At 52.6% G+C, this 12,554-nt stretch carries 11 protein-coding genes and 1 tRNA gene; 11 read left to right on the top strand and 1 reads right to left on the bottom strand.

The features are described 5' to 3' along the window. Positions 1 to 22: 22 nt before the first annotated feature. Together IE076_RS12020 and IE076_RS12025 are read left to right on the top strand one after the other, a co-directional pair. On the top strand, positions 23 to 250 hold the full coding sequence (locus IE076_RS12020; RefSeq protein WP_189437051.1) for a hypothetical protein: 228 nt from the start codon (positions 23 to 25) through the stop codon (positions 248 to 250). A 117-nt stretch (positions 251 to 367) separates the two neighbouring features. Beyond that, on the top strand, positions 368 to 550 hold the full coding sequence (locus tag IE076_RS12025) for a hypothetical protein (RefSeq protein ID WP_189437052.1): 183 nt from the start codon (positions 368 to 370) through the stop codon (positions 548 to 550). A gap of 291 nt (positions 551 to 841) precedes the next feature. On the opposite strand, the gene IE076_RS12030 is transcribed toward IE076_RS12025, so the two are convergent. Further along, positions 842 to 931, bottom strand: a tRNA-Ser gene (locus IE076_RS12030). Positions 932 to 940: 9 nt separating this feature from the next. On the opposite strand from IE076_RS12030, the gene IE076_RS12035 reads away from it, so the two are divergent. The 9 genes from IE076_RS12035 to IE076_RS12075 all read left to right on the top strand — a co-directional run bounded on the left by IE076_RS12035 (position 941) and on the right by IE076_RS12075 (position 12,552). Beyond that, positions 941 to 2,368: a septal ring lytic transglycosylase RlpA family protein gene (locus IE076_RS12035; protein ID WP_308936433.1), complete on the top strand. Its 1,428-nt coding sequence runs from the start codon at positions 941 to 943 to the stop codon at positions 2,366 to 2,368. Between the two features lie 109 nt (positions 2,369 to 2,477). Further along, entirely contained in the window at positions 2,478 to 3,698 is a 1,221-nt protein-coding gene (locus IE076_RS12040; protein ID WP_209009064.1) for a D-alanyl-D-alanine carboxypeptidase family protein, read from the top strand. A 54-nt stretch (positions 3,699 to 3,752) separates the two neighbouring features. After that, entirely contained in the window at positions 3,753 to 4,436 is a 684-nt protein-coding gene (tmk, locus tag IE076_RS12045; RefSeq protein WP_189437053.1) for a dTMP kinase, read from the top strand. A 2-nt stretch (positions 4,437 to 4,438) separates the two neighbouring features. Next, the gene (locus IE076_RS12050; protein ID WP_189437054.1) at positions 4,439 to 5,500 is read left to right on the top strand and encodes a DNA polymerase III subunit delta'; all 1,062 of its coding nucleotides are present in this window, start codon (positions 4,439 to 4,441) and stop codon (positions 5,498 to 5,500) included. 79 nt (positions 5,501 to 5,579) lie between these two features. Then, entirely contained in the window at positions 5,580 to 7,133 is a 1,554-nt protein-coding gene (gene metG, locus IE076_RS12055) for a methionine--tRNA ligase (protein ID WP_189437055.1), read from the top strand. Positions 7,134 to 7,314: 181 nt separating this feature from the next. After that, positions 7,315 to 8,052, top strand: a complete 738-nt coding sequence (locus IE076_RS12060; protein WP_189437056.1) for an FkbM family methyltransferase — start codon at positions 7,315 to 7,317, stop codon at positions 8,050 to 8,052. A gap of 258 nt (positions 8,053 to 8,310) precedes the next feature. Continuing rightward, positions 8,311 to 9,093, top strand: a complete 783-nt coding sequence (locus IE076_RS12065) for a TatD family hydrolase (RefSeq protein WP_189437425.1) — start codon at positions 8,311 to 8,313, stop codon at positions 9,091 to 9,093. Between the two features lie 50 nt (positions 9,094 to 9,143). Further along, positions 9,144 to 9,962, top strand: coding sequence for an MBL fold metallo-hydrolase (locus IE076_RS12070; RefSeq protein WP_189437057.1), 819 nt, complete (start codon positions 9,144 to 9,146; stop codon positions 9,960 to 9,962). A gap of 292 nt (positions 9,963 to 10,254) precedes the next feature. Beyond that, positions 10,255 to 12,552, top strand: a complete 2,298-nt coding sequence (locus tag IE076_RS12075; RefSeq protein WP_189437058.1) for a bifunctional salicylyl-CoA 5-hydroxylase/oxidoreductase — start codon at positions 10,255 to 10,257, stop codon at positions 12,550 to 12,552. Positions 12,553 to 12,554: the final 2 nt, after the last annotated feature.

A 12,554-nucleotide genomic window follows, 5' to 3' on the forward strand; every position in this document is an offset into this window, starting at 1 on the left:
GAGAGCATCAAAGGCAGAACACATGATTCTGGAATTTTTCATCGGGCTAATCGCGGAGTTTCTCCGTGGTTGGCTCAAAGACAAGCGCCATGAGGAGCTGATACGCCGTGACGCTATTAAGACCATTAAAGTTGAACAGGCCACAAAGCTGGCTGAAGCCCGTCGTGCGGTTGATAGCCGTAGTCTCGCTGCTTCCCGTGATCGGGTGCGCGAGCGCGCTAAAAAGCGTGCAGCCACCAAAAACCTATGACCCTTGTCCCTTGCTTGCTGAGATCCAGTGGGAGGAGAGTGACGCGGATGCCGTCTCTCCTACCTTGCTGAAGTCTCTGGATCGCATTGTCGAGCTGGAAGAGGAAGAGGGTTGCCCATGAACATTCAAGATAAAGTGACCGTGCCTGTTGCGGCTGGTGCTTTAGCGTGGCCAAGTCTTCACGACAAGATTGAATGGCTTGCACAAGAATCTCAAACCATCCTTCCGATCTTGGGAACCGTCTGGATCACTGTTCAGATATTCGCAAAAATCTATCAGGTCTGGATCAAGAAGAACTGATAGCCATGTGAGATGGAAGCCCCATCCTTCGAAACGTTGACGCACCCGCCTGAGGAAACTCGGCGGGTCTTTTTTTCGTTTTGCAACCCATGAATTTAATCCATGTCGGAATCAGGAACGAGGAGGGAACAAAAAGAACTGGCATTCCGGGACTTTTCCGGGACTATTGGGACTTTTCTGGGACTTTTGTTATTTTTTGATAACATTTGAGCCCGCTTTGTTCTCACTTAAAAAACAAAAAAACCCGCACAGTGGCGGGTGTTTTTTGTCTTATCTATCAATAAGATAGAGTGGCGGAGAGGGTGGGATTCGAACCCACGAGACGCTTCCACGCCCGCTGGTTTTCAAGACCAGTGCATTCAACCACTCTGCCACCTCTCCGGCTGTGTGGTGTGGGCTCTATTTGGTTCATGCGGCCTGCAAAGTCAAGCGGTCGAAAAACTTGTTCCACAGCCTGAATTTATTTTTTTCGCTGCAAAATCAAATGCTCCCGCCAAAACAGCCTTTTCCCCTAAGGAAATCGCCTCTCTTAAGAAACTCGGTTTCTTGTGGAGACATTTTGATTGGATTCAGTTAAGGTTTATCGGCTATCTTTTTAATATTGGTTCAGTTTGTAACGAGCTCGGGTATTTTCGCTCGATCAAACTGAAATCCGTCAATGCCGAACATGTAGTGAGTAACAACGGTATGACTTCTTTACTGAATTGGGGCTATTCGGTGAAAGCACCAGCTCCCCAAACGATCAAACGCGTAGCAACCAGCATATCTGTGGTTGCCCTGTGTGCAGGTATTGCAGCTTGCGGTGGCGGCACAGATAAAGTGAAGTTCAGTGAAAAGAAATACGGCGTCGCTGCAAGCCCGCGTGTGGTGAAAGGTGCCAAGCCTGTACCCAAAGGGGGCGGGCGCTACGTTGTCGGCAAACCTTATAAGGTTGCCGGTAAATGGTACTATCCTAAAAAGGATGAGAACTACAAGAAGACCGGCAAGGCCTCCTGGTACGGCCCGACCTTCCATGGACGTAAAACCGCAAACGGCGAAGTATTCGACCGTAACGCGTTGACTGCCGCACACCCGACAATGCCACTGCCGAGCTATGCGAAGGTGACGAACCTGCAAAATGGCCGTTCCATGGTCGTGCGCGTAAATGACCGTGGACCGTTCCACGACAACCGCGTCATCGACTTGTCAGAACGCGTAGCAGGCATGCTTGGCACAAAATCCAGCGGTGTTGCTAAAGTACGTGTCGAATATGTTGGCCGGGCACCGTTGCACGGTAAGGATGAAAAGAAACTGCTGGCCTCTTACTCTGGTAATGGCGGCGGCTTTGCGCCACGCACCATGTTTGCCTTTGCAAATCCTGTAAATCGGATTTCCGGACCAGCGCCCACACCTAGAAGCAGGCCATACGATGCGCCAACTCTTGCCGCGCAGAACGTGTTGGCATTCAACGCAAACCAGATCGATCCGGCTGTGATTTACGAACGCAGCATGAGTGCGACACAAGTTGCTTCCATAGGCAACTTCAGAAACCGCATAAACAATGCATTGGCGATCAGCGCAAATCCCAATACGCCTGAGCCGGCACTTGCGGTACAACCGGTGTCATCAACGTTTGGCAGCTCATTGCTTCCACCGCCAAGCACAGGTGTTTACAAAACTCCGTCCAGCAGCAGTGCGCCAACATTCCAGACCGGCAACGCGATTTCATCCTATGTCTCGCAGCAACGGCTGAACAATGCTTATGAAGCGTTCGAGTCAATCTCGGGTGGATCTGGACTAAAAGACCTACTGCTATCTCGTACTGGCCAAAATCACTAAGTCATTTAGTTTCAAGCGGCTTTACCCAATCTGCTGACCTGCGTTAGTGTTTGTTTTAAGGGATGAGGCTTAGCATAGCCTCACAAAAAACAACTAAGGAGACGCAGGCGTGCAGGTTGGATGGCAGAAGTGCAAACAGCATAAACCTCAATACAACGCTGATCGCTGGCCTTCTTTCAAGAGCTGGAGGCCCTCAGCCATTGCAGCGCTGACACTGTGCGCAATGCTGACAATATCTCCTGCTGCCATGGCAGTGGAGATAAAAGCCAAAGCTGCAACGCTCTACGATTTTTCCAGCCAAAACATGGTGTTCTCAAAGAACTCGAGAGCGCTTCTTGCCCCTGCAAACCTGACTAAGCTGATGACCGCTGTAACAGTACAACAGGCGATCCATGCAGGCGATATAACACCGCAAACTATGTTTGAGGTGAGCGAACATGCATGGCGTACAGGCGGTGCACCTGCGCGTGTCACCACCATGTTTGCGCGTCTGGGTTCTTCCATCTCGGTAAATGACCTGATGTATGGCCTTATTGTGCAAAGTGCAAATGACGCTGCCATCATACTAGCTGAAGGTCTTGCAGGTAGTGAAGAAAACTTCGCGCGTGAAATGAACAAGCTTGCCAAAAAGATTGGCATGAAGAACTCCAACTTTACCAATCCGACAGGCTTTCCAGATGAAAACCATAAAACAACACTCGAAGACCTAACTACTCTGGCGATCTATGTTCTTGAGCATGAACCAGAACTCCATTCTGTGTTTGCCATGGATCGCTTTACATGGAACAAAATCACCCAGCGCAACAAAAACCCGCTCATCAGAGAGATTGAGGGGCTGGATGGATTTGGTGCTGGCTTTTCTGAAAGAGAAGGTTTTGCCGCACTGGGCACGCTCGACAGCAACGGGCGGCGCTATTTGGCTGCAATCGCAGCCTCGCCAACCGCTGAGGACCGCATCAAAGACCTGAAAACTCTGCTGCTACCATCGTTCTCCGGCCTAAAGCTCGAGCAGTTGTATCGCAAAGGGGATTTGGTCAGTGATGCACAAGTCTATGGCGGCAGGAAAACCACCGTCTCGTTGAAAACAAGTGATGCGGTGGCGGCGCTCATCAACCCCAACGAGAAAGACAAGTACAAGCTACGTGTTGTCTACAATGGGCCGATCCCGGCACCCGTCAAGGAAGGAACAGAAGTTGGAGAACTGCAAGTTCTTTCTAAAAATGACGTGATTTATCGGGCGACACTGGTTACAGGAGAAGATGTAACGATCGGAGACCTGCAGGGCCGTGCCTGGGACGCGCTTGGCGAGTTCTTCTATCAATTGTTCTAAATAGCCGGTCTTCAGTACTATTGAATTCCGAAGGTCTTGGAGGCCTGATCGACGTTGTCGGGTATCTTTATAAGTTTCGAAGGTGGCGAAGGCGCCGGTAAGTCTACTCAAATTCTGCGTTTGCGTGACAAGCTTGCCTCAAAAGGCATCGAGGCTGTCACCACACGCGAGCCCGGAGGCTCAAAAGGCGCAGAGCTCGTACGCGAAGTCCTTCTGTCAGGTGCCGCGAAAGACTACGGTGTCACCGCAGAGGCTGTGCTTTTTGCTGCCGCCCGCGCCGACCACATCGACACGCTCATAAAACCAGCTTTGGATGTCGGAAAATGGGTACTTTGTGACCGCTTTGCAGATTCATCCCGCGTCTATCAGGGCGAATCCGGCGTTCCTCCGCAGACCGTTGAAGCCTTGCAACAGGTCGCGATTGCAGGTCACAATCCGGATATGACCTTGCTGATCAACGTAACGCCTGAAGTTGGCTTGGCTCGTGTCTCAAAACGAACTGCTCCTGTCGAGTTCGACGGTCCCGACCGTTTTGAAACCGATACTCTGGAAACACACCGCCGCAGGCAACAGTTATTTCTTGAAATGGCACAGAACGAACCAGACCGTATCGTGGTGATTGACGGCGACCAGTCTCAGGATAAGGTGACCGAAGACATCTGGCAGGCCGTGCAGAACCGCTTTGCAGGCGAGATTGAGCGCGAAGCAGGTGATCTGCAAGCCAACAGGGAAGGGTGAGGATGGCCAAGGCTCCCATAATCGAAGAAGCTCCTGAGTTTGACGAGGTTGATGGCCTGCCACTGCCACGAGAACAGTCCCAGCTTTACGGCCATGAGATTGCCGAAACAGAGTTGCTTGACGCCTACAGATCACAGCGGTTTCACCATGCATGGATTTTGGGTGGCCCGAAAGGCATCGGCAAAGCCACGCTCGCGTTTCGTTTCGCCCGTTTTATCCTCGAGCACCCGGACCGTTTCTCAACACCCGTCATGGCAGCAAACAGCCTCTATGTGCCTCCTGAGAGCCACAGCGCCCGAATGGTTGCCGCGGGTTCCCATGCAGACCTGCTGCATCTGCGCCGCCCATGGGATCTGAAGACAAAGCGTTTCAAGCGCGACCTACCAGTGGACGAAGTGCGCAAGACGACGGGCTTCTTTGGCTCTACTGCAGCTGGCGGCAACTGGCGCATATGTATTGTTGATTCTGCAGATGATATGAACCAGTCTGCTGCCAATGCTCTTTTGAAGATTCTCGAAGAACCGCCGAAACAATCTCTGTTTATCCTGCTCTCCCACAATCCCGGACGTCTTTTGCCGACGATCCGCTCCAGATGCCGCAAGCTCACAATGCGCAAGCTGGAAGAGCCAATGATTGAGCAGGCCCTGTCAGAAATGGGGTGCATTCCCCCTAGCAACACAACAGCCCTGCATACACTTGCAGACGGTAGCCTGCGGCAGGCAGCTTTGGCCGCAAACGGGGGGGCGTTGGACATTGCACAAGAATTCACCGCGCTGGTTGAGACCGTCGCCAATCTGGATATGATCCGTGCCTACAGCTTTGCAGACAAGGTTTCCGCGCGCGGTGCAGAGGATGCGTGGAACACGTTTTTGGAGCTCGCACGTACTTTCCTAAGCAATCAATTGCGTAAAGATGCAAGCTCCAGACCAGATGCGCTTGTCAGGTGGGCAGACTTGTGGGAAAAGGTGGGCCGCGCTGCATCAATTGCAGATGCTTTAAACCTCGATCGGAAGCAAGTTGTTTTGTCTTTCCTCATTGACCTGCGGAAAGCAAGCTCTGGCTGACGGTAGACTGTTGTCTTTGGGCATCACGCTCAATGAACTTCCCAGATTTAGATCCCGGATCAAGAGATCGCCTTAGGATATGACAGAAAAATCGCCTTTCTATATTACAACAGCAATTTCCTACCCAAATGGTGAGCCGCATATCGGTCACGCGTACGAGGCAATTGCAACTGACGTGCTGGCCCGTTTTCAAAGACTGGATGGCCGTGAGGTATACTTCCTGACCGGTACCGACGTACACGGTCAGAAAATGCTTCAGACCGCCGTCAAGGAAGGCATGTCACCTTCAGATCTTGCAGATAAGAACTCCACTCTCTTCCGCGAAATGGTCGAGATGCTGGGCTGCTCCAACAACGATTTCATTCAGACCAACGAAGAGCGTCACTATAAGTCCTGTCAGGCAATCTGGCAGAAAATGGCGGACGCTGGCGACATCTACAAAGACAGCTACGCCGGTTGGTATTCTGTGCGCGACGAAGCCTACTATCAGGAAGGCGAGACCGAAGTTCGCGAAGACGGTGTTCGCTACGGCCCTCAGGGCACACCTGTTGAATGGGTCGAAGAAGAAAGCTACTTCTTCCGTCTCTCTGCTTACGAAGACAAGCTGATCGAGCTCTACGCGAAGAACCCAGGCTTCATCGGTCCAAACGCACGCCGCAACGAAGTCATGAGCTTTGTAAAGGGCGGCCTGAAAGACTTATCCATCTCCCGCACCACTTTTGACTGGGGCATCCCGGTTCCGGGCGATGAAAAGCACGTTATGTACGTTTGGGTCGACGCTCTGACCAACTACCTCACTGCGCTTGGTTATCCGGATATGGACGGCCCTATGGCCAAGTTCTGGCCTGCCAACGCTCATATCATCGGTAAGGATATCATCCGCTTCCACGCGGTCTACTGGCCTGCATTCCTTATGTCTGCCGGTGTGCCTCTGCCAGAGCGCGTGTTTGCCCACGGCTTCCTGTTCAACTCAGGTGAAAAGATGTCCAAGTCTCTGGGCAACGTGATCGCACCGCGTGATCTCGTGGACACTTACGGTCTGGACCAAATCCGCTACTTCTTCCTGCGTGAAGTTCCATTCGGTCAGGATGGTAACTACAACCACGAAGCAATGGTAAACCGCATCAACGCTGACCTTGCCAACGACATCGGCAACCTTGCACAGCGTTCGCTTTCCATGATCTTCAAGAACTGCGAAGGCAAGCTGCCGGTTCCAGGTGAGTTTACTGCTGACGACAAGGCAATCTTGCAGCAGGCAGACGAGATGTTGGAAAAATGCCGTGGTTTCATGGCCAAACAGGAAATCCACCACGCACTGGCGTGTGTTTGGTCAACCGTTGGCGAAGCGAACCGCTACTTTGCCTCACAGGAGCCGTGGGCGCTGAAGAAGACAGATCCTGAGCGCATGGCCACCGTGCTTTACACCACCGCAGAAATCATCCGTCAGGTCGGTATTCTCGCTCAGCCAGTCATGCCTGGCTCCGCGGCAAAACTGCTTGATCTGTTGGTGCTGGGCGAAGATGAACGCACCTTTGCGCAGCTTGGTGAAGCTGGCCGCCTGCAAGGCGGACGTGAGCTGCCTAAGCCGCAAGGCGTTTTCCCACGCTACGTTGAACCGGAAACAGCCGCTTAAAATACTATACCATTGGCAAAAGGGGAGGCGCCAGTGCCTCCCCTTTTTTTCTTATGGACGCAGCCAAATCCCGGCGAATGTACCCAGCATCTTTATTGAATTAAAAAAAGACATGTGCGCTTAATAAGCTTGCCCGCAATCAACCATTGTTTCTGAGGTGTAAGGCAAGGACTGGGAGCATATGGCATCAACCGCCCTTCAAGGGATATTCCGCTCCCTGCGCATCTATCATGGCGACAAATCACAGGCGCAGGCTAAAGACCAGCTCTATGGGAAATTCCTTCGTCCCAATGATCTGGCATTTGATATAGGCGCACATGTGGGAGACCGTATCTCGTCATTCAGGCGTCTGGATGCAAGAGTGGTCGCTTTGGAACCGCAACCTCTAGCCTTTCGCGCATTGCAGCTCATTCACGGCGCAGACAGTGCCGTCACACTCATTCAGGCGGTGTGCGGGGAGAATAACGAGCCCGTCACATTGCACGTAAACTCTGCCAACCCCACAGTATCTTCCGCATCCAGTGAGTTCATGACAGCTGCGAATACCGCCCAAAACTGGCAGCAGGAAAACTGGGATACCACACTGAAGGTGCCGTCCATGACGTTGGAAAGGTTGCTCAGCAGGTATGGCATGCCAAACTTCGTCAAAATCGATGTGGAGGGATACGAGGCGCTTATTCTCTCCTGTCTTGAGACGAAAATACCCGCTCTATCTTTCGAGTTCACAACCATCCAGCGACAAATCGCACTCGATTGCATCGGGTATCTCCAGGCGATTGGCGACTATAAGTTCAATGCATCACTTGGTGAAAGCTGCAGCATGCTCTACGAGCAAAACCAGCCCGCGGAGCAAATCCGCCAACTCGTCACTCAGTTGGACCATTCAGCGAACTCAGGCGACATCTACGCTGTTTTATGAGCTCGCTGGCTTCACTTTCCCAACACACTCTGCGCTTCATTTACGCCGTCAGATCTTATGCTCAGGAATATCCGCTGTAGTGCCATCGGCGAACAATTTCATTTGCATTAAATCCACATCATCAGTAGTTTGCCCTGCTTTCATTTAAAGCAATCCGTCCTGTTTATGGGAAGTGCACTGGCATTTCCGCAAGAAATGAAACAAGAGGCCGACAAGGCCTATTGACAGAATCGCGCTGGAGGCGCTTTTGCTGTGACCATGTTAGTTGATAGTCATTGTCATCTGGATTTTCCAGATTTCGCCGAAGAACGCGACCAGATCATCGAACGCGCCCACGAAGCAGGCGTCAAGCTGATGGTCACCATCTGTACCCGTGTCCGCCGTTTCCAGCAGATCAAAGAGATCGCGGAAACCTATGACAGCGTGTATTGCTCCGTTGGCACCCACCCGCATCAGGCTGGTGAAGAAACCGATGTTACCGCAGAAGAGCTGATCGAGCTCGCAAAGCACCCGAAAGTGGTTGCAATCGGTGAAGCAGGTCTGGATTACTTTTACGACCACGCCCCGCGCGAAGCTCAGGAGAAAGTCCTGCGCACCCATATCAACGCAGCGCGTGAAACCCAGTTACCACTGGTGATCCATAGCCGCGATGCAGACGAAGACATGATGCGTATCTTGGAAGAAGAAATGAAGATCGGGCGCTTCCCGGCGCTGCTTCACTGCTTTTCTTCTGGCAAAGAGCTTGCCATGAAGGGCCTTGAGCTGGGGCTTTACGTGTCATTTTCAGGTATCCTGACCTTCAAACGCTCCACTGAACTGCGCGAGATCGCAGCAGAGCTACCAATGGACCGCCTTCTTGTTGAAACAGATGCCCCTTATCTTGCACCGCAACCCTGGCGCGGCAAACGCAATGAACCGGCGTATGTAGCCCATACCAATAAGGTTCTGGCCGAAGCACTGGGTGTCTCGGAAAAAGAGATGGCCACCGCCACCACAGCCAATTTCCTGCGCCTGTTTTCCAAGGTGCCACAGCCAGCTTGATTGGCTAGACTGACGCGGACCCAATTGCCGCTACTTATTTGAGAGGACCGATGACCAGTAATTTAAAGGTCACAATCTTGGGCTGCGGCTCATCAACAGGCGTACCAAGGATTGGCGGCGATTGGGGCGAGTGTGACCCCAACGAGCCCAAAAACAGACGTCTAAGATGCGCACTTCTGGTTCAGCGGTTCTCTGAAAACGGGACGACCACCATTGTCATCGATACCGGACCGGATCTCCGTGCGCAGATGCTCTCCGCAGGTGTCACAAAGGTCGATGCAGTGCTGTACACCCATGCACATGCAGACCATTTGCACGGCATTGATGACCTGCGCTTCTTTGCATTGATGCAGCGCGCGAAAGTGCCGGTCTATATGGACGAGTTTACCTCCAAGCGCGTGCGGTCCGCCTTTGATTATTGCTTCGTTACGCCGCCAGGGTCCGGCTATCCGCCAATCCTGAGTGAAAATCGACTTATTGACGGTACACCTGTCACCATCCACGGAGCAGGGGGCAAAATCACGGCACTGCCCTTTCAGGTCAATCACGGCGATATTGATGCACTGGGCTTCCGCTTTCAGGATCTGGCCTACACCCCGGATGTCAAAGATATCCCACAAAGCAGCCTGTATGCATTGCAGGGGCTGGATACGTGGATTGTGGATGCGCTGCGACGCAAGCAGCACCAAAGCCATTTCTGCGTCGATGATGCGCTGGAGTGGATTAGCAAGCTTAAGCCGAATAAGGCTATCCTCACCAATTTGCACTGCGATCTGGATTACCAGCAGTTAAGATCAGAGCTGCCCGAGAATGTGTCTCCAGCCTTCGATGGCCGCACCATCGAATTTCCTGCACACGCGACGGCCTGAGGCCCTCGCATTTTTCTCAGATCCTCACAGAATCAGCGCTTGTCATACCTTCGCATTTTATTCTGATATAGATAATTCAATGACAAGCGCATGATACCGGCTTTTTCAAGCCACATAGTCCAGCTTATCTGCAAACAATAATAAATCTATAAAATACAACAAGTTGACACTCATTCGGGTGATGCTGCATATATTTCAGACTTAGATATTTTATATTTGAAATATTTTTGGAAACCTGTCACGCTTGTCCCAGATTGAATTAGGCATCCGCAGCCTAAGGGGGGAAGAAGCAATGAAAGTCGCATGTCTCGGAGGCGGTCCGGCAGGTCTTTATTTCGCAATCAGCATGAAGCTGCGTGATCCTCAACATGAGGTCACCGTTATCGAGCGGAATAAGTTTGACGACACCTTTGGCTGGGGCGTGGTTCTTTCTGATGAGACGCTTGATAACTTCAAGGCAAACGACGAGAAGAGCGCAGAAGCCATCCGTGCCCACTTCGCCTACTGGGATGACATTGCAGTTCACTACAGAGACACCTGTCATATCTCCAGCGGTCATGGCTTCTGCGGTATTGGACGTAAACAACTCCTGCTGCTGCTTCAGGACCGCGCCCGTGAGCTTGGCGTTCATATGGAGTTTGAACGCAATTACACCAGCGCCAGAGAGTTCATGAAGGACTACGACCTCGTCGTTGCAGCCGATGGTCTCAACTCCACAAGCCGTACCGAGTTTGCAGAGGTCTTCAAGCCGGATATCGACACCCGAAAGTGTAAGTTCGTCTGGCTTGGCACGCAGCAGAAGTTCGATGATGCCTTCACCTTCATCTTTGAAGAAACCGAGCACGGCTGGGTATGGGCACATGCCTATCAGTTTGACGATAACACCGCGACTTTCATCGTAGAATGCTCCGAAGAGACCTACGAGGCATTCGGTTTTGGCGAAATGAGCCAGTCAGACTCCTGCCGGATCTGCGAAAAGATCTTCGAAAAGTATCTCGGCGGCCATGAGTTGATGACCAACGCCAACCACATTCGTGGCTCCGCATGGATCAATTTCCCACGCGTGCTCTGCGAAAAGTGGTCCCACGAAAACCTCGTGCTCATGGGCGACGCCGCCGCTACCGCACACTACTCCATCGGCTCTGGCTCCAAGCTTGCCATGGAGAGCGCAATCGCACTGGCGAACTATCTGCACAGCGAAAACTCCATTGGAGAGGCCTTCCAGAAATACGAGGAAGAACGCCGTACGGAAGTGCTGAAACTCCAGTCAGCGGCCCGTAACTCTCTCGAATGGTTTGAAAATGTCGAGCGTTATCTTCAGCTGGACCCTGTCCAGTTCAACTACTCGCTGCTGACCCGCTCGCAGCGCATCTCCCACGAGAACCTTCGTGAACGCGACGCTGAATGGCTGGGCACAGCAGAAGGCTGGTTCCAAAATCAGGCCGGTGTGTCAGATACCGACAACGCGCCACGCCCACCAATGTTTGCCCCATTTAAACTGCGGGAAATGGAGCTGCACAACCGCGTAGTTGTCTCGCCAATGGCGCAGTACAAGGCCGAAAACGGAACCATCAACGACTGGCATCTGGCCCATTACGGCGAACGCGCCAAAGGCGGAGCGGGCATGGTGGTTGTCGAGATGACCTGCGTCAGCGCGCAAGGCCGAATCTCCCCCGGATGCCCGGGCCTTTACGCACCAGAACATCAATCCGCATGGCAACGCATTACCAACTTCGTCCACGAGCACAGCCACGCGAAAGTCTGCTGCCAGCTCGGCCATGCGGGCCCCAAAGGCTCCACTCAACGTGGTTGGGAAGAGCTGGATGCGCCTTTGAAAGACGGAAACTGGCCACTTCTTGCAGCGTCGCCAATCGCTTGGTCTGAACGCAACCAGATACCTAAGCAGATGGATTGCGCGGATATGGACCGCGTGAGACAGGAGTTCGTAAACGCCGCGAAAATGGCAAATGCCTCTGGCTTCGACATGGTCGAAATACACTGCGCCCATGGGTACTTGCTGTCCTCCTTCATTTCTCCGCTCACAAACAAACGTGAGGATGAATACGGGGGCTCACTAGAGAACCGCATGAGATTCCCGCTGGAAGTCATCAAAGCAGTTCGCGAGGCTTGGCCGGAGGAAAAGCCAATGTCCGTGAGGATCTCGGCAACGGACTGGGTGGAAGACGAGGGCCTCACAGCCAATGAGGCAGTCGAAATCGCAAAAATGCTCGATGCAGCACAAGTTGATATCTGTGATGTCTCCGCAGGCCAGACCAGCACCCGCGCCGAGCCCGTTTATGGCCGCATGTTCCAAGTGCCGTTTTCAGACCGCATCCGCAACGATGCCGGCATAAAAACCATGGCTGTCGGGAACATCTACGAGCCTGATCATGTGAACTCCATCCTCATGGCAGGCCGCGCTGATTTAGTGTGTCTGGCACGCCCGCACCTGTCTGACCCATACTGGACACTTCACGCAGCTGCAGAACTTGGTGACAAAGGCGTTTACTGGCCTGAACCCTACCATGCAGGCCGTGATCAGCTCTATCGTCTGGCAGAACGGGCAGAGACTATGAAAGTTCGGGTGTAAGG

It is taken from the genome of Pseudovibrio japonicus (assembly GCF_014651595.1).
GTDB lineage: Bacteria > Pseudomonadota > Alphaproteobacteria > Rhizobiales > Stappiaceae > Pseudovibrio > Pseudovibrio japonicus.